This window comes from Pseudomonas sp. SWRI51 (genome assembly GCF_014268825.1).
Classification (GTDB): domain Bacteria; phylum Pseudomonadota; class Gammaproteobacteria; order Pseudomonadales; family Pseudomonadaceae; genus Aquipseudomonas; species Aquipseudomonas farsensis.
Genome location: NZ_JABWRG010000058.1, coordinates 15,232 through 31,278, shown reverse-complemented (window position 1 = coordinate 31,278; position 16,047 = coordinate 15,232). Strand labels below are relative to the sequence as shown.

General features: G+C 63.8%; 17 protein-coding genes. 11 read left to right on the top strand and 6 right to left on the bottom strand.

From position 1 onward, the window contains the following. Positions 1-142 precede the first annotated feature (142 nt). Both HU720_RS16455 and HU720_RS16450 read right to left on the bottom strand, forming a co-directional pair. Complete coding sequence (locus tag HU720_RS16455) at positions 143-1,636, bottom strand: CoA-acylating methylmalonate-semialdehyde dehydrogenase (RefSeq protein ID WP_186521001.1); 1,494 nt, start codon at positions 1,634-1,636, stop codon at positions 143-145. Between the two features lie 73 nt (positions 1,637-1,709). Next, positions 1,710-3,056 carry an aspartate aminotransferase family protein gene (locus HU720_RS16450; RefSeq protein WP_186521000.1) on the bottom strand — a complete coding sequence of 449 codons (1,347 nt, stop codon included), beginning with the start codon at positions 3,054-3,056 and terminating at the stop codon, positions 1,710-1,712. A 118-nt stretch (positions 3,057-3,174) separates the two neighbouring features. Between HU720_RS16450 and HU720_RS16445 the strand changes: the two genes are divergently transcribed. From HU720_RS16445 to HU720_RS16435, 3 genes are all read left to right on the top strand, one after another. Continuing rightward, entirely contained in the window at positions 3,175-4,092 is a 918-nt protein-coding gene (locus HU720_RS16445; RefSeq protein WP_186520999.1) for a LysR family transcriptional regulator, read from the top strand. 91 nt (positions 4,093-4,183) lie between these two features. Next, a complete protein-coding gene (locus HU720_RS16440) occupies positions 4,184-4,846 on the top strand; it encodes a TetR/AcrR family transcriptional regulator (RefSeq protein WP_186520997.1) in 663 nt (220 codons plus the stop codon). A 9-nt stretch (positions 4,847-4,855) separates the two neighbouring features. Continuing rightward, positions 4,856-5,440, top strand: a complete 585-nt coding sequence (locus HU720_RS16435) for a YigZ family protein (RefSeq protein WP_186520996.1) — start codon at positions 4,856-4,858, stop codon at positions 5,438-5,440. Positions 5,441-5,716: 276 nt separating this feature from the next. Here the strand turns inward: HU720_RS16435 and HU720_RS16430 are convergent, their stop codons facing one another. Further along, the gene (locus tag HU720_RS16430) at positions 5,717-6,148 is read right to left on the bottom strand and encodes a hypothetical protein (RefSeq protein WP_186520994.1); all 432 of its coding nucleotides are present in this window, start codon (positions 6,146-6,148) and stop codon (positions 5,717-5,719) included. Between the two features lie 88 nt (positions 6,149-6,236). Between HU720_RS16430 and HU720_RS16425 the strand changes: the two genes are divergently transcribed. The 4 genes from HU720_RS16425 to HU720_RS16410 all read left to right on the top strand — a co-directional run bounded on the left by HU720_RS16425 (position 6,237) and on the right by HU720_RS16410 (position 9,806). Then, positions 6,237-6,611, top strand: a complete 375-nt coding sequence (locus HU720_RS16425; RefSeq protein ID WP_186520993.1) for a MerR family DNA-binding transcriptional regulator — start codon at positions 6,237-6,239, stop codon at positions 6,609-6,611. Continuing rightward, a complete protein-coding gene (locus HU720_RS16420; protein WP_186520992.1) occupies positions 6,608-7,294 on the top strand; it encodes an SDR family oxidoreductase in 687 nt (228 codons plus the stop codon). The genes HU720_RS16425 and HU720_RS16420 overlap by 4 nt, the downstream gene beginning before the upstream one ends. Positions 7,295-7,414: 120 nt before the next feature. Further along, positions 7,415-8,770 (top strand): 8-oxoguanine deaminase, encoded by a 1,356-nt coding sequence (locus HU720_RS16415; RefSeq protein ID WP_186520991.1) that lies wholly within the window; start codon positions 7,415-7,417, stop codon positions 8,768-8,770. A gap of 82 nt (positions 8,771-8,852) precedes the next feature. After that, on the top strand, positions 8,853-9,806 hold the full coding sequence (locus HU720_RS16410) for an adenosine deaminase (protein WP_186520990.1): 954 nt from the start codon (positions 8,853-8,855) through the stop codon (positions 9,804-9,806). Here the strand turns inward: HU720_RS16410 and HU720_RS16405 are convergent. After that, positions 9,803-10,507, bottom strand: coding sequence for a helix-turn-helix transcriptional regulator (locus tag HU720_RS16405; RefSeq protein ID WP_186520989.1), 705 nt, complete (start codon positions 10,505-10,507; stop codon positions 9,803-9,805). The two genes, HU720_RS16410 and HU720_RS16405, sit on opposite strands and share 4 nt — an antisense overlap. Before the next feature lie 455 nt (positions 10,508-10,962). Between HU720_RS16405 and HU720_RS16400 the strand changes: the two genes are divergently transcribed. Further along, complete coding sequence (locus HU720_RS16400) at positions 10,963-11,160, top strand: hypothetical protein (RefSeq protein ID WP_186520988.1); 198 nt, start codon at positions 10,963-10,965, stop codon at positions 11,158-11,160. Here HU720_RS16400 and HU720_RS16395 read toward each other — a convergent pair. Then, positions 11,111-12,292: a multidrug effflux MFS transporter gene (locus HU720_RS16395; RefSeq protein WP_186520987.1), complete on the bottom strand. Its 1,182-nt coding sequence runs from the start codon at positions 12,290-12,292 to the stop codon at positions 11,111-11,113. The genes HU720_RS16400 and HU720_RS16395 overlap by 50 nt on opposite strands. 96 nt (positions 12,293-12,388) lie before the next feature. Beyond that, a complete protein-coding gene (locus HU720_RS16390; RefSeq protein ID WP_186520986.1) occupies positions 12,389-12,586 on the bottom strand; it encodes a cation transporter in 198 nt (65 codons plus the stop codon). Between the two features lie 146 nt (positions 12,587-12,732). Here HU720_RS16390 and HU720_RS16385 point away from each other — a divergent pair, with 146 nt between their 5' ends. From HU720_RS16385 to cueR, 3 genes are read left to right on the top strand one after another with little or no spacing between them, the layout of a single operon-like run. Next, a complete protein-coding gene (locus HU720_RS16385) occupies positions 12,733-13,119 on the top strand; it encodes a hypothetical protein (RefSeq protein WP_186520985.1) in 387 nt (128 codons plus the stop codon). Between the two features lie 54 nt (positions 13,120-13,173). Continuing rightward, positions 13,174-15,567: a heavy metal translocating P-type ATPase gene (locus HU720_RS16380; RefSeq protein ID WP_186520984.1), complete on the top strand. Its 2,394-nt coding sequence runs from the start codon at positions 13,174-13,176 to the stop codon at positions 15,565-15,567. Continuing rightward, entirely contained in the window at positions 15,564-15,962 is a 399-nt protein-coding gene (cueR, locus tag HU720_RS16375) for a Cu(I)-responsive transcriptional regulator (RefSeq protein WP_186520983.1), read from the top strand. The genes HU720_RS16380 and cueR overlap by 4 nt, the downstream gene beginning before the upstream one ends. The last annotated feature ends 85 nt before the right edge of the window (positions 15,963-16,047 follow it).

Genomic DNA, 16,047 nt, shown 5'->3' with positions numbered 1-16,047 from the left:
GAGTTTCGCGTTCCGTTGTCGCTGGAAGTGGGGCGCATTATAAGGGGATCTGAAACGGCGTCAACCCTTTATTTCAAGAAACTGAAATATAAGCGAAAACAAAGCGGGGAGGCCGTTTGGCCTCCCCGCTCTCATTCACCTATTAAAGGCTTGGGAACGCAAACTGCGACGCTTCGTGGCTGGCACGCTGCGGCCAACGCTGGGTAATCGCCTTGCGGCGGGTATAGAAACGCACCCCATCCGGCCCATAGGCATGCAGGTCACCAAACAGCGAGCGCTTCCAGCCGCCGAAGCTGTGGTATGCCACAGGTACCGGCAGCGGCACGTTCACACCCACCATGCCGACTTCGATCTCGTCACAGAACAGCCGCGCGGCCTCACCATCACGGGTGAAGATACAGGTGCCATTGCCATACTCATGGTCGTTGATCAGCTGCATCGCCTGCTCGAGGCTGTTCACCCGCACGATGCACAGCACCGGACCAAAGATCTCTTCTTTATAGATGCGCATTTCAGGGGTCACCTTGTCGAACAAGGTGCCGCCGACAAAATAGCCATCTTCGTTGCCCGAGACGCGGAACCCGCGGCCATCGACCACAAGCCTGGCGCCGGCGGCAACGCCGTCATCTATATAGCCAACGACCTTGTCACGCGCAGCTGCAGTGACCAGCGGCCCCATATCCAGGCCGCAGGACGTGCCGGCGCCGATCTTCAGGGCCTTGATCTGCGGCTCAAGCTTGGCGATCAACGCATCCGCCACCTGGTCACCCACGCACACCGCCACCGAAATAGCCATGCAGCGCTCACCACACGAACCATAGGCTGCGCCCATCAAGGCACTGACGGCGTTATCCAGGTCGGCATCGGGCATCAGCACTGCGTGGTTCTTGGCGCCACCCAGCGCTTGTACGCGTTTGCCGCGCTTGGTGCCCTCGGCGTAGATGTACTCGGCAATCGGCGTAGAGCCGACGAAGCTCAAGGCTTTTACCTCGGGCGCCTCGATCAGCGCATCGACTGCTTCCTTGTCGCCGTGCACCACATTGAGGATGCCTTTAGGCAGGCCAGCTTCCAGCAGCAACTGGGCGATGAACAGCGTCGAACTCGGGTCGCGCTCGGACGGCTTGAGAATGAATGCGTTGCCACAGGCGATGGCCAGCGGATACATCCACAGCGGCACCATGGCCGGGAAGTTGAACGGGGTAATCCCGGCAACCACGCCCAGCGGCTGGAAGTCCGACCAGGCATCGATGTTCGGCCCGACGTTGCGGCTGTATTCACCCTTGAGCACTTCAGGCGCTGCGCAAGCGAACTCGACGTTCTCGATACCGCGCTTGAGTTCGCCGGCAGCGTCTTCGAGGGTCTTGCCGTGTTCTTCGCTGATCATCTGCGAGATCTTGGCTTCGTTCTGCTCGAGCAACTGCTTGAAGCGGAACATCACCTGGGCGCGCTTGGCCGGTGGCGTATTACGCCAGGCCGGGAACGCGGCCTTGGCCGAATCGATGGCCTCTTGCACAGTCGCGCGGCTGGCCAGCTCGACCTTGCGTACCGCCTGGCCGGTCGACGGGTTGAAAACGTCGGTGGTGCGCTCACCTTTGCTGACCAGCTCGCCGTTGATCAAGTGCTGAACGATGCTCATGCATAACTCCTATAAAGAGGGCAGAAACCGGCGCGCGCCATATCAGCCGCGCCTGGCGTCGAAATCGGAAAAATCAGTCGACCTTGTTCAGGGCTTCGCCCACCGCGTCGAACAGGCGGTCCAGCTCCTGCGGCTGGGTATTGAAGGTTGGCCCGAACTGCAGGGTGTCGCCGCCGAAGCGCACATAGAAGCCGGCCTGCCACAGTTTCATTGCGGCCTCGTAGGGGCGCACGATGGCATCACCATCGCGGGCGGCAATCTGAATGGCGCCGGCCAGGCCGTAGTTGCGGATGTCGACGACATTCTTGGTGCCCTTGACGCCGTGCAGCAACTTCTCGAAGTGCGGCGCAAGATCAGCGGCCGACTGCACCAGGTTTTCCTTTTGCAGCAAGTCCAGCGCCGCGATCCCGGCTGCGCATGCAACCGGGTGCGCCGAATAGGTATAGCCGTGGGGGAATTCGACCGCGTATTCAGGCGTCGGCTGGTTCATGAAGGTCTGGTAGATCTCGCCAGTGGCGATCACCGCGCCCATTGGGATGGCGCCGTTGGTGACCTGCTTGGCGATGCACATCAGGTCTGGGGTAACCCCGAAGGCTTCGGCGCCGGTCATCGCGCCCATACGACCGAACCCGGTAATCACTTCGTCGAAGATCAGCAGGATGTTGTGCTGGGTGCAGATTTCGCGCAGGCGCTTCAGGTAGCCCTTCGGCGGTGGCAGCACACCTGCCGAGCCTGCCAGCGGCTCGACGATCACAGCAGCAATGTTGGACGCATCGTGCAGCTCGATCAGCTTGAGCATCTCATCGGCCAGGGCGATGCCGCCCTCTTCTGGCAGGCCCTTGCTGAAGGCGTTGGCCGGCAGCACGGTGTGGGGCAGGTGGTCGACATCGAGCAATTGGCCGAACATCTTGCGGTTGCCGTTGACCCCACCCAGGCTGGTGCCGGCGACATTCACGCCGTGGTAGCCACGGGCACGGCCAATGATCTTGGCCTTGCTGGCCTGGCCCTTGAGGCGCCAGTAGGCACGCACCATTTTCAGCGCGGTATCGGCGCACTCGGAGCCCGAGTTGGTATAGAACACGTGGTTCAGGTCACCAGGCACCAGGTTGGCGATTTTTTCGGCCAGCTGGAACGACAGCGGGTGGCCGAACTGGAATGCCGGGGAGTAATCGAGCGTAGCCACCTGGCGCGCCACTGCGTCGGAGATTTCCTGACGAGTATGCCCCGCACCGCAGGTCCACAGCCCCGACAAGGCGTCGAAGATCTTGCGGCCCTTGTCATCGACCAGATAGTTGCCCTTGGCCGCCACGATCAGGCGCGGGTCGCGCTGGAAATTGCGGTTGGCGGTGTAGGGCATCCAGTGGGCATCCAGCTTGAGCTGGCTGGCCAATCCGGGATGGTCGGTTGCAGGCATGTTCATCGGCGGTTCCTCGTAGGACGATCGGGCAGCGATGGCTGTTGTTGCAGCTAAATTCGCATGACGATAAAGTCCGGAAAACCCAACATTTCTAACCTTCAGTCAGCAGCAGGCTAAACAGATGAGCCGACGCCCCGATGCCCTCGCCCAGGTCAGCGATTTCGATATCCGCCTGCTCAAGATCTATCGCAGCGTGGTCGAGTGCGGCGGCTTCTCGGCCGCCGAGAACGTGCTCGGCATCGGCCGCTCGGCCATCAGCCAGCAGATGAACGACCTTGAGCAACGCCTGGGCCTGCGCCTGTGCCAGCGTGGCCGTGCAGGCTTTTCGCTGACCGAGGAAGGCCGCGAGGTATACCACTCGGCCTTGCAACTGCTCAGCGCCCTGGAAAGTTTCCGCACCGAGGTCAACGGCCTGCACCAGCACCTGCGCGGCGAGCTGAACATCGGCCTGACCGACAACCTGGTCACCCTGCCACACATGCGCATCACCCATGCCCTGGCCGAGCTCAAGGACCGCGGCCCGGATGTGCGCATCCAGATCCGCATGATCGCCCCCAGCCAGGTAGAACAAGGCGTGCTCGACGGCAGCCTGCATGTCGGCGTGGTGCCGCAGACCAGCCCGCTGTCGGGCCTGGAATACCAGCCGCTGTACAGCGAACGTTCGCTGCTGTACTGCGCCGTCGGCCACCCGCTGTTCTATGCCGATGACCAGCAGGTCGACGACCAGCGCCTCAACAGCCAGGATGCCATCGCCCCCACGTTCCGCCTGCCGGCTGAAGTGCAGGCGCATTACCAGGCGCTGCACTGCACCGCCAGCGCCTCGGACCGCGAGGGCATGGCGTTTCTGATTCTCACCGGGCGTTACATTGGCTATTTGCCCGACCACTACGCCAGCACCTGGGTCCAGCAGGGGCGCCTGCGGGCGCTCAAGCCCGCGCAGCGCTTCTATGACCTGAGCCTGAGCTGGGTAACGCGCAAAGGCAGGCGCCCGAACCTGGTGCTGGAGAGTTTTCTCGAGAGTCTGGCTGCGACACGCTGATGCCTGTGGGTGACGCAAACGCTTGTCACTTCGGCACAGGAAGGTAATCTGTCCGACAATTCGTTGCCAACGACCCTGTACGGAATCGTCCATGACCCTAGAAGTCCCTGCGCATCGCCTCTCCAATTCGGGCAAGCCCGCCGGCCGCATCCGCCAGAAGAACGAACAGGCCATCATCCAGGCCGCCGAGGACGAGTTCGCCCGCCACGGTTATAAAGGCACGAGCATGAACACCATCGCGCTCAAGGCCAACCTGCCCAAGGCCAACCTGCACTATTACTTCACCAACAAGCTCGGCCTGTACATCGCCGTGCTGAGCAACATCATCGAGCTGTGGGACAGCACCTTCAACGCCCTGAGCGTTGACGACGATCCAGGCCAGGCACTGAGCCAGTACATTCGCACCAAAATGGAATTCTCCCGGCGTAACCCGCAGGCCTCGCGCATTTTCGCCATGGAAGTGATCAGCGGCGGCGAGTGCCTGAGCGAGTATTTCAGCGCCGACTATCGCGAGTGGTTCCGCGGCCGCGCCGCGGTGTTCGAGGCCTGGATGGACGCCGGCAAAATGGACCGGGTAGACCCGGTGCACCTGATTTTCCTGCTGTGGGGCAGCACCCAGCACTACGCCGACTTCGCCACCCAGATTTGCCAGGTCACCGGCCGCAGCCGCCTGACCAAGCAGGACATCGAAGACGCCAGCAACAACCTTATCCACATTATTCTCAAAGGCTGCGGTATCAACCCGCCCGCCTGACCCGGACCTATGCCTTCTACCCTGATCGAGCTTTGCGAGTTCCGCGAGGAGATCCGCAAAAGCCGCTTCATCACCCTCGCCGGCCCCATCGCCAGCCCGGCCGAGGCCATGGCTTTCATCGAACGCCACAGCGACCTGGCGGCCACCCACAACTGCTGGGCCTGGAAGCTCGGCGGCCAGTACCGCAGCAGCGATGACGGCGAGCCTGGTGGTACCGCCGGCAGGCCGATCCTTGCCGCCATCGAGGCGCAGGACTGTGACCAGGTCGTGGTCCTGGTGATCCGTTGGTACGGCGGCATCCAGTTGGGCACCGGTGGTTTGGCCCGCGCCTACGGCGGCGGCGCCAACAAGTGCCTGCAGCAGGCACCCAAGCGGCTGCTGGTCGAACGCAGCGAGTTCAGTTGCAGTTGCAGCTTCAGCGAACTGGCGTTGCTCAAGCTGCGCCTGGCAGAACTGGACGGCCTGGTGCTGGACGAACAGTTCACCGCCAATGGCGTCGACCTGCACATCGCCTTGGGCGGCGCCCACCTGGCCCTGCTGCAACAACAACTGGCCGACCTCAGCCGTGGGCGCATCCTGCTCGAACCACGCTGAACATTGCCCACAACTACTGTGGGCCTGCCTGTGGATAAGCTTGGGGCTAATTGTTACAAGCCTTTAACTGCAAGGCTTGCAGGGCTTTGATCATATTTTGATCACAATCTTGTTACAGCGGCTTAATGCGCGCGGGATCAGTAAGTTATCCCCAGCTAGCGGCATATTCGAGGCTGCATTCGGCCTTTGCCGTGGCGCCAAGCTTGCGCACAGTTACTGTGGAGCAGCCTGTGGATAACCGGTTAGCCATTGCGCCGGGCACAGGCGCAGCAAGCCCTACAGCGCAGCGATCATTTTTTGATCAGCTGGCTGTTCGTTTGCCACCGGCCACACCTGCAGCACCAGCCATACCAGTTCCAGCAGCAATATCACCGCAATCACTGGCGTTGCGCCCAATGCCAACGCATACGCCTGCCAAGTGGCAAACAGCAGCCGGCCCACTGCGTCATAACGGCCGAACTGGCGCTGCGGATCGCGGATACGCAACCACGCCCAGACACAAATGATCGACCCCATCAGGTTGCCCAACAGCACCTGAACCGGGTCAAATGCCGGCAGCGACCCGGCAAAGCCGAGCATCTGGTGCAACTGCCCCAATTGCTCATGCAACAAGGCAAAGGTCCACGGTGTGGCAAATGCCCCCGCAATCAGCAAGTCGTAAATGCCGCTGGCTCGCACCAGCTTGCGATACCCCTCAGAACTCCACATGACGCCTCCTGATCAATCATCGAAAGCGCGAGGCTAAAGCCTGGAGTATGCTCCAAGGTCAAGCCCTGTTGATTGGAAGGATTCCAGCATGCGTATCGGCGAACTGGCTCAGGCCTGTGACGTCAGCCGCGACACCCTGCGTTTCTATGAAGAACGCGGGTTGATCCGCGCCTATCGCCTGGCCAATGGTTACCGCGACTACCCCGCCGAAACCGCGCAGTTGGTACTGTTTATCCGCACCGCACAGCGCCTGGGCTTCAGCCTTGGCGAAATAGCCAGCAACGTCGAAGGGCTGTGGCAGACAGACAAACCCGACCAGGCCGTCAGCGCGCTGTTGCAGGACAAGCTCGCTCTGGTCGAAAGACGCCTGGACGAACTGCAGCAACTTCGCGCCGAACTGCGCCAACGCCTGACCCTCGCCTGCCCGCTTCGACCTGACCCTGTTCAAGGAGACCCACAATGACCGCAACCAAGACCGCCCTGATCATCGGCGCCTCCCGAGGCCTTGGCCTCGGGCTGGTGCAGCGCCTTAGCGAAGATGGCTGGCGCGTCACTGCCACGGTGCGCAACCCGCAACAACCTGGGGCCCTGGCTGACGTACCGACCGTGCGCATCGAACAACTGGAAATGAACGACACCGCCCAGCTAGACGGCCTCAAGCAACGCCTGGGCGGCGAAGTGTTCGACCTGGTGTTCATCAACGCAGGCGTCATGGGGCCGCTGCCGCAAGACCTCGAAAGCGTAAGCACCGAGCAAGTGGGCGAGCTGTTCATCACCAACGCCGTGGCGCCAATTCGTGTTGCCCGACGCCTGGCTGGCCAACTGCGTGAAGGTAGCGGCGTACTGGCGTTCATGAGTTCTATTCTGGGCAGCGTTGCGATTCCCGATGGTGGCGAGCTGTGCCTGTACAAGGCCAGCAAGGCCGCGCTCAACTCGATGATCAACAGTTTTGTGGTCGAGCTGCAGCGCCCTGACCTGTGTGTTCTGGCCATGCACCCAGGTTGGGTCAAGACCGACATGGGCGGTGAAAACGCCGAGATCGACGTGCACACCAGCACCCAGGGCATGCTCAAACAGATCAAGGCCAACAGTGGCAATGGCGGCCTGCACTTCATCAACTACAAAGGCGAAGCACTCACCTGGTGAATTGAAAGCCGCGGGGCGAGGCAGTAGACTCGACGCCTCGCCCCTTCGGCGGACCTGGATCAGCAGACAGGGCAACACTGAGCTGGCTAACCTGAACCCACTTTCAGAGGAGCCGGCACAATGCCTGCGATCCGCATCTGGTTGAAATCCCCCCTCGCCATCTTCACCGGCAACAGCAGCGACGCGCGCGGCGGCCTGGTCATCGAAGACGGCCGTATCAGCGAGCTGCTTGCAGCAGGCCAGGCCCCTGCCCTGCCCTGCGATCAGGTGTTCGACGCCCGCGAGCATGTGGTCCTGCCCGGCCTGATCAACACTCACCACCATTTCTATCAGACCCTCACCCGCGCCTGGGCGCCGGTGGTCAACCAGCCGCTGTTCCCCTGGCTCAAAACCCTCTACCCGGTGTGGGCGCGTCTGACCCCGGCCAAGCTTGAGCTGGCAAGCCAAGTGGCCCTGGCCGAACTGCTGCTGTCCGGGTGCACCACCGCCGCCGACCACCATTACCTGTTCCCTGAAGGCCTGGACCACGCCATCGACGTGCAGGTCGAAGCCGTGCGCAAGCTGGGCATGCGCGCCATGCTCACCCGTGGTTCCATGAGCCTGGGCGAGAAGGACGGCGGCCTGCCACCGCAACAAACGGTGCAACAGGGCGAGGTGATCCTGGCCGACAGCCAGCGACTTATCCACAGCTACCACGAACGCGGTGACGGCGCGCGCATTCAGATTGCCCTGGCGCCCTGCTCGCCGTTCTCGGTCACCCCCGAGATCATGCGTGCCAGCGCTGAGCTTGCCGAAGAGCTCGACGTGCGCCTGCACACCCACCTGGCCGAAACCCTGGATGAAGAGGACTTCTGCCTGCAACGATTCGGCCTGCGCACCGTCGATTACCTGGACAGCGTCGGCTGGCTTGGCCCGCGCACCTGGCTGGCCCACGGCATCCACTTCAACCCCGATGAAATCGTGCGCCTGGGCGCCGCCGGCACCGGCATCTGCCACTGCCCAAGCTCGAACATGCGCCTGGCGTCGGGCATCTGCCCGACGGTGGACCTTGAGGCGGCCGGCGCAACGGTGGGCCTGGGTGTCGACGGCTCGGCCTCCAACGACGCCTCGAACATGATCCTTGAAGCGCGCCAGGCCTTGTACCTGCAACGCCTGCGCTACGGCGCCGAGCTGATTACCCCGCAGCGCGCCCTTGGCTGGGCCACACAAGGCTCAGCCAAGTTGCTTGGGCGCAGCGACATCGGCGAACTGGCCGTCGGCAAGCAGGCAGACCTGGCGCTGTTCAAGCTCGACGAACTGCGTTTTTCGGGCAGCCACGACCCGTTGTCGGCCTTGCTTCTGTGTGGCGCCGACCGCGCCGACCGCGTCATGGTCGGTGGCCAGTGGCGGGTCATCGACGGCCAGATCGAAGGGCTGGACATCAAAGGCCTGATTGCTGACCACCGCCAGGCCGCCGCCCACCTGATCGCCGGCTGACGCCTGCACGCCTGGCCGGGCGTATTGCCTGGCCAGGCCCTGTAGAATGTCGGCCAACCGTACCTGACCGAGATTAGTAACTATGTATGACTGGCTGAACGCCTTGCCCAAGGCCGAACTGCACATGCACCTTGAAGGCTCGCTGGAGCCTGAGCTGCTGTTCGCCCTGGCCGAACGCAACAAGATCGCCCTGCCTTGGGCCGACGTTGAAACCCTGCGCGGCGCCTATGCGTTCAACAACCTGCAGGAATTTCTCGACCTGTATTACCAGGGCGCCGACGTGCTGCGCACCGAGCAGGACTTCTACGACCTGACCTGGGCCTACTTGCAACGCTGCAAGGCGCAGAACGTGATCCACACCGAACCGTTCTTTGACCCGCAAACCCATACCGACCGCGGCATCCCGTTTGAAGTGGTGCTCAACGGCATCAACCAGGCTCTTAAAGATGGCCGTGAGCAACTGGGCATCGGCAGCGGCCTGATTCTGAGCTTCCTGCGCCACCTGAGCGAAGAAGAGGCAGAAAAAACCCTCGACCAGGCGCTACCGTTCCGCGATGCCTTCGTTGCCGTTGGCCTGGACAGCTCCGAACAGGGCCACCCACCGAGCAAGTTCCGCCGCGTCTTCGACCGGGCCCGTAGCGAAGGCTTCCTGACCGTTGCCCACGCCGGCGAGGAAGGCCCGCCCGAGTACATCTGGGAGGCGCTCGACCTGCTGAAAATCCAGCGTATCGACCATGGCGTACGCGCCATCGAAGACGAACGCCTGATGCAGCGCATCATCGACGAGCAGATCCCGCTGACCGTCTGCCCGCTGTCCAACACCAAGCTGTGCGTGTTCGACCACATGAGCCAGCACAACATCCTCGACATGCTCGAACGTGGCGTGAAGGTGACGGTCAACTCCGACGACCCGGCCTACTTCGGCGGCTACGTCACCGAAAACTTCTACGCCCTGCACGAGCACCTGGGCATGACCCAAGACCAAGCACAGCGCCTGGCGCAGAACAGCCTCGACGCCCGCCTGGTCAAACCCTAACCCACCTGCCGCGAGACCAGCCTGGCGATGGCGCCGATCTGCCGCACACCGAGCGGGGGCACATGCAGCGCGCGGCCGCCGTCCAGTTCCTGCACCCAGCCGGATTGCAGGAACAACTTGAGCAAGGCGTGCCCAAGGCTGCCGCCCAGATGCGGGCCTTGGTCGCTCCATTCGCTGCAATGGCACATCACGCAACCACGCTGGTGACCCGGCGCCAGAGCATCGATGAACACCCCCAGCGCTTCCAACTGAGCCTTGCCACGCGAGCTGACACTCAGGTGGCTGGGTTCACCTTCCAGCCAGCTAGCGTCGAGCAGACGCTGGAGCAGCTGCGCGGCGATCTCGCCGCCCAGGTGGTCCCCGCACAGGCGCGCCTTGCTTAGGGTCGGCGCAATGCGTAGCGGCGCCCGCGCTTGCGGGTGCTGGCCAAGCTGGATGCTGGCAAGCGCCTCGACCGCCGCCCCCACTTCGGGGGTTGCCAGGCGGAAATGGCGCTTTCGCCCGCGCACGTCGACACGCAGCAGGCCAGCTGCCACCAGCAACGAAAGGTGCATGCACGCCGACGATGTGCTCAAGCCGATAGCCAACGCCAACTCATCGGTCGAGCGGGCGGAGCCATCTATCAGTGCCCAGAGCATGGCGCTGCGCTTGGGGTCGGCCATCATGCCGGCCACCTGGGTAATGCTGTTGACTGCATTCATGAAGCTCGAGTCCCTGAGTAGTGTCGTCTGGTTGGCTTGACGGACGCGCACCCTATCCGGCCGTCACGAAACACTCGGCGGTAAACGATGAGGGGGAAATGTCTCTCGCTGGCACTGGTCGTCGAGCGCAGTATAAGCCGCGCCCCACGGTAGGTTTTGTAGGCAAAATGGCATAGTGGCGTGGGCCGAATGGCGCGTTGTGGGGAGCCCCATGCAAGCCTGCGCAGGGGTAATTGCGCAGGAATACGAGCCCGCTTGAGGTGCAAGGCCCAGGGCGAAATATTTCCGACAGCTACCACGGGGCTGCCCCACACCCCTGTTCGTCATTTAAGGCGGGTAAAACAGAAAGCACCCCGGCTGCGCCTGACCGTCAGTCAGCGCGACGTTTCCGGGCCTGGCAGATACAGGGGGCAGCGCTACACTGTGCCGCTCCTGCTCACTGGAGGTAGTTCAGCATGAAGATTGTCGTCAGTGCGTCGAACCGCAACCCCAATTGCCCGTGGCAGGTGCAGATGGACCAGCACCTGGTGAGTTTTCGCAGTGAAGCCGAGGCGCGCGCCTTCGTTGCCTTGCTGGAGGCCCGGCTGCGGGCCCCGCACCCGCTTATGCCAAGCGGCTGGCCTGAGCACGCCGGGTCAGCACTGCAACACTGACCACCAGCGCGCCACACAGGCTGACCACCAGCGCCATCGGCACGGCGCTGCCGTCATGCAGCACCCCGACCAGTGCCGCCGCAGCCGCGGCGACACTGAACTGCAGGCAGCCCATCAACGCCGAGGCACTGCCGGCGCGTGCGCCCTGGCCGCTCATGGCACAGGCCGAGGCGTTGGGGATGATGCAGCCAAGGCTTGAGATGCACACGAACAGCGGCACCAGCAGCGGCCACAACGCGGCCGGGCGCAACGCCGCCACGGCCAGCAATACCAGCCCTGCCACCAGATACAGCCACACCGCCCGCGCCAGCAGAAACGCTGGGCCGCGCTTGGCCAGCAGGCGCGCATTGACCTGCGCCATCAATATGAAACCTGCGGCATTGGTACCGAACAGCCAGCCATAATGCTCAGGCGGCACGCCATACAGCTTGATGAACACGAACGGGGAGCCGGCGATATACGCGAACATGCCGGCAATGGCGATACCGCCGGTCAGCGCATGGCCGACGAACACCCGGTCACCCAGCAACCGCAGGTACTGGCGCAACGCCCCGGACAGCGGCTGGCGGACCATCTGCGGCGGCATGCTTTCGGGCAAACCAAGGCTGACGGCCACCAGGCACAGCGCACTGAACAGCCCCAAGGCGATGAAAATCGACTGCCAGCCGGCGACATTTACCAACACCCCGCCGAGCATCGGCGCCAATATCGGCGCAAGCCCCATCACCAGCATCAGTTGCGAAAACACTTTGGCCGAGACCACGGCGTCGCACTTGTCGCTGACGATTGCCCGGGACAACACCATGCCCGCGCAGCCACCCAGCGCCTGAACGAAACGCGCCAAAACCAGGCTGTCGAGATTGGGCGCAAAGGCGCAGGCGAGCGAGGCCACAGTAAACAGCCCTACGCCGACCAGCAGCGGGATGCGCCGGCCAAAACGGTCGGCTACCGGGCCATAGGCCAACTGGCCCAGAGACAGGCCGAGAAAATACGCGGCCAGGGTGGTCTGCACATGCTGCTCGTCGGTGCCGAAAGCAAGCGCCATGGCCGGGAACGCCGGCAGATAGAAGTCGATCGCCAGAGGCCCGAACGCACTGAGGGCGCCGAGAATCAGCAGGGTACGCAGGTTCATGGATAATCCATAGCAGGCTAAGCAAGTGCGCTAGTCTACCTGCTGCTCACCCCGCCGCGATGAAAACCTTTGTAACAGTTACGGAGTAAATCCGTCTCAGGCCACTTGCGCCTCATAACCCTCTTCACGAATGGCCGCCAGCAGTTGCGGGGCCTCTAGCACGCTCTGCACGCGCACCTGGCGGGCGGCCAGGTCGACTTCCACCTGCGCAGCAGCATCCTTTTCCTGAACTGCCCGCGTCACAGCCTTCACGCAGTGGCCGCAGGTCATACCTTGCACATTGAACACTTGCATCGGGGTTACCTCCTTCAGGGTTTGGCGCAGTTTCGACCTTGCCATCAGGGCAAGGTCAAGTTCTCTGCGTAACAGCCGGGGTGGAAATCCGCGCCCGGGTCGGCCAAGCTGCGCCTTTGACGACTTTGCCAAGCAGGAGATTCTTCATGATCAGGGCAGCATTTGGCCTTGTCGGGTTGCTGGGCGCGCTGGCCGTGGTGCCAACGGCCGGCGCCGAGGGCAACAGCGACTACAGCGTGCTGATCATTTCCCGGGAACGCCTGGAAGTGGCCACCACCTGCGAGATCGGCGTGTATCTGAACGACCAACTGTCGGGGCGGGTGTTCCAGGAACAGTCGACCTCGTTCAACCTGCCGCCAGGCCCGGTGGATGTCCGCCTGCGCCTGCTGCCTGGGCAAGCACCCGGTTGCTTGCCCGGCGTTGAAGACCAGCGCAGCACGCGTCTTACCCTGCAAGCCGGGCAGATCAACAAATACCGCATCGCCATGGGGCAATATGGGCTGGAGCTGAAGCGAGCCAGCCTCGGCTATTGACCTTGACCGCATGGCAAGGTTGATGCTGCTGGCCTGTCCACGGAGGAAACCGCCATGCCAGCATCCACCACCTTCGACCTGCCGATCACCGGCATGACCTGCGCAAGCTGCGCAGGCCGGGTCGAGCGCGCCTTGCGCAAGGTCACCGGTACCGAACAGGTCAGCGTCAACCTGGCCACCGAACAGGCCCGTGTCCAGGCCCCGGCCGAGAGCCTGCCGGCGTTGCTGGGGGCGGTGCGCGAGGCCGGGTACAGTGTGCCGACCCGCACCGTTGAATTGCAGTTGGGTGGCATGACCTGCGCCAGTTGCGCCGGGCGCATCGAACGCGCATTGGCCAAGCTGCCGGGCGTAGAGCAGGTCAGCGTCAACCTGGCCCGCGAGCGCGCCCACGTCCAATTGCTGCAAGGCGTCGATGAAGCCCTGCTGATCAGCGCGGTAGAGAAAGCCGGCTACAGCGCCAGCCTGCCGCATAGCCTCGACGATGAACAACACCTGGCCCAGCGGCGCCTGCGCAACGAGCGCCTGGCGGTAGGCGCAGCGCTGTTGCTGGCACTGCCGCTGGTGCTGCCGATGCTGCTCGAACCCTTCGGCCTGCACTGGATGCTGCCGGCCTGGGCGCAGTTCGTGCTGGCAACCCCTGTGCAGTTCGTTCTGGGTGCGCGCTTTTATGTCGCCGCCGCCAAGGCCGTGCGCGCCGGTGCCGGCAACATGGACCTGCTGGTGGCGCTGGGCACCAGCGCCGGGTACGGGCTGAGCCTGTACCAGTGGGCCAACGCCCACCCCGGCATGCAACCGCACCTGTATTTTGAAGCTTCCGCCGTGGTCATCGCCTTGGTGCTGCTGGGCAAGTACCTCGAAAGCCGCGCCAAGCGCCAGACCGCAAGCGCCATTCGTGCCCTCGAAGCGCTGCGCCCGGAACGCGCCGTGCGCGTAAGCGAGGGTGTGGAACAAGAAGTCGCCATCAGCCAACTGCGCCTGGGCGATCGGGTGCTGGTCAAACCCGGCGAGCGCTTCCCGGTAGACGGCCAGGTGCTCGAAGGCAGCAGCCACGCCGATGAGGCGCTGATCAGCGGCGAGAGCCTGCCGGTGCCCAAGCAGCCGGGCGACACCGTGACCGGTGGTGCAATCAACGGTGAGGGCCGCCTGTTGGTAGAAACCCGCGCGCTGGGCACCGAAACGGTGCTGGCGCGCATCATTCGCCTGGTCGAAGACGCCCAGGCGGCGAAGGCACCGATCCAGAAGCTGGTAGACCGAGTCAGCCAGGTGTTCGTCCCCGCCGTGCTGGTGCTGGCACTGCTCACCCTGCTCGGCTGGTGGCTGGCAGGCGCTGCGCTGGAGACGGCTTTGATCAACGCCGTCGCGGTACTGGTGATCGCCTGCCCCTGCGCGCTGGGCCTGGCCACGCCCGCAGCGATCATGGCCGGCACCGGCGTCGCAGCCCGCCACGGCATCCTGATCAAGGACGCCGAAGCCCTGGAGCGCGCCCATGCAGTCAACCGGGTGGTGTTCGACAAGACCGGCACCCTGACCTCCGGCAGCCCGCGCATCGTCCACCTGCAGGCCGTTGACCAGGGCCAGGCGCTGCGCCTGGCCGGTGCCCTGCAGCGTGGCAGTGAGCACCCGCTGGCCAAGGCGGTATTGGACGCCTGCGCCGAACGCGGCCTGGACGTGCCGCAGGTCAGCGACAGCCAGTCGCTCACCGGGCGCGGTATCGCCGGGCATGTGGATAACCTAGAGCTGGCCCTGGGCAACCGCCGCTTGCTCGATGAAAGCGCACTATCGCCCGGCGAGCTGGCCGCCAACGCCAGCGCTTGGGAAGCCGAAGGCCGAACCTTGTCGTGGCTGATTGAGCGCGGCGCGCAGCCGCGGGTGCTGGGCCTGTTTGCCTTTGGCGACAGCCTCAAGCCTGGCGCCGCCGAAGCCATCGGTGCCCTGCATCGGCGCGGCATCAGCAGCCACCTGCTCACCGGCGACAACCGTGGTAGCGCCAAAGTGGTCGCAGAGGCGCTGGGCATCGATGACGTGCATGCCGAAGTGCTGCCCGCCGACAAGGCCGCGACGGTCACGGCGTTGAAGCAGGACGGCGTGGTGGCCATGGTTGGCGATGGCATCAACGACGCCCCGGCGCTGGCCGCCGCCGATATCGGCATCGCCATGGGCGGCGGCACCGATGTCGCCATGCAGGCCGCTGGTATAACGCTGATGCGCGGCGACCCACGGCTGGTCCCGGCCGCGCTGGAAATCAGCCGCAAAACGTACGCGAAGATCCGCCAGAACCTGTTCTGGGCCTTCATCTATAACCTCGTCGGCATCCCGCTGGCAGCCTTCGGCTTCCTCAACCCGGTGCTGGCCGGCGCCGCCATGGCACTGTCCAGCGTCAGCGTGGTGAGCAATGCGCTGCTGCTCAAAACCTGGAAACCCGCCAACATCGACCAGGAGACGCCATGAACATCGGCCAGGCGGCCCGCCGCAGTGGGCTTAGCGCCAAGATGATCCGTTATTACGAGTCCATCGGCCTGCTGCGCCCGGCGCAGCGCAGCGACAGCGGCTACCGGGTGTATCAGGCGCAAGACCTGCACAGCCTGGCGTTCATCAAGCGCTCGCGCGACCTGGGCTTCTCGCTGGACGAAGTGGCGCGGCTGCTGACCCTGTGGCAGGACCGCCAACGCGCCAGCGCCGACGTCAAAGCCCTGGCCATGCAGCATATCGATGAGCTCAACCGGCGCATCGAGGAGCTGGTGAGCCTGCGCGATACCCTGGGTGAACTGGTTGCCACTTGCCAAGGCGACGACCGCCCGGACTGCCCGATCCTCAAGGGCCTGGCCGATGGGTGTTGCAACTGAGACAGAACGCCGCCCCTACCGGGGCGGGCTTTTGCCCTGCCAGGACCGTGGCAAATCGCCTAAACGCGACAGTTTTCTTCCCAGC

What these genes read in the sequence shown, in the direction of transcription:
- HU720_RS16455 (WP_186521001.1), bottom strand. Translation starts at nt 1,636, where the DNA reads ATGAGCATCGTTCAGCACTTGATCAACGGCGAGCTGGTCAGCAAAGGT.
- HU720_RS16450 (WP_186521000.1), bottom strand. Translation starts at nt 3,056, where the DNA reads ATGAACATGCCTGCAACCGACCATCCCGGATTGGCCAGCCAGCTCAAG.
- HU720_RS16445 (WP_186520999.1), top strand. Translation starts at nt 3,175, where the DNA reads ATGAGCCGACGCCCCGATGCCCTCGCCCAGGTCAGCGATTTCGATATC.
- HU720_RS16440 (WP_186520997.1), top strand. Translation starts at nt 4,184, where the DNA reads ATGACCCTAGAAGTCCCTGCGCATCGCCTCTCCAATTCGGGCAAGCCC.
- HU720_RS16435 (WP_186520996.1), top strand. Translation starts at nt 4,856, where the DNA reads ATGCCTTCTACCCTGATCGAGCTTTGCGAGTTCCGCGAGGAGATCCGC.
- HU720_RS16430 (WP_186520994.1), bottom strand. Translation starts at nt 6,148, where the DNA reads ATGTGGAGTTCTGAGGGGTATCGCAAGCTGGTGCGAGCCAGCGGCATT.
- HU720_RS16425 (WP_186520993.1), top strand. Translation starts at nt 6,237, where the DNA reads ATGCGTATCGGCGAACTGGCTCAGGCCTGTGACGTCAGCCGCGACACC.
- HU720_RS16420 (WP_186520992.1), top strand. Translation starts at nt 6,608, where the DNA reads ATGACCGCAACCAAGACCGCCCTGATCATCGGCGCCTCCCGAGGCCTT.
- HU720_RS16415 (WP_186520991.1), top strand. Translation starts at nt 7,415, where the DNA reads ATGCCTGCGATCCGCATCTGGTTGAAATCCCCCCTCGCCATCTTCACC.
- HU720_RS16410 (WP_186520990.1), top strand. Translation starts at nt 8,853, where the DNA reads ATGTATGACTGGCTGAACGCCTTGCCCAAGGCCGAACTGCACATGCAC.
- HU720_RS16405 (WP_186520989.1), bottom strand. Translation starts at nt 10,507, where the DNA reads ATGAATGCAGTCAACAGCATTACCCAGGTGGCCGGCATGATGGCCGAC.
- HU720_RS16400 (WP_186520988.1), top strand. Translation starts at nt 10,963, where the DNA reads ATGAAGATTGTCGTCAGTGCGTCGAACCGCAACCCCAATTGCCCGTGG.
- HU720_RS16395 (WP_186520987.1), bottom strand. Translation starts at nt 12,292, where the DNA reads ATGAACCTGCGTACCCTGCTGATTCTCGGCGCCCTCAGTGCGTTCGGG.
- HU720_RS16390 (WP_186520986.1), bottom strand. Translation starts at nt 12,586, where the DNA reads ATGCAAGTGTTCAATGTGCAAGGTATGACCTGCGGCCACTGCGTGAAG.
- HU720_RS16385 (WP_186520985.1), top strand. Translation starts at nt 12,733, where the DNA reads ATGATCAGGGCAGCATTTGGCCTTGTCGGGTTGCTGGGCGCGCTGGCC.
- HU720_RS16380 (WP_186520984.1), top strand. Translation starts at nt 13,174, where the DNA reads ATGCCAGCATCCACCACCTTCGACCTGCCGATCACCGGCATGACCTGC.
- cueR (WP_186520983.1), top strand. Translation starts at nt 15,564, where the DNA reads ATGAACATCGGCCAGGCGGCCCGCCGCAGTGGGCTTAGCGCCAAGATG.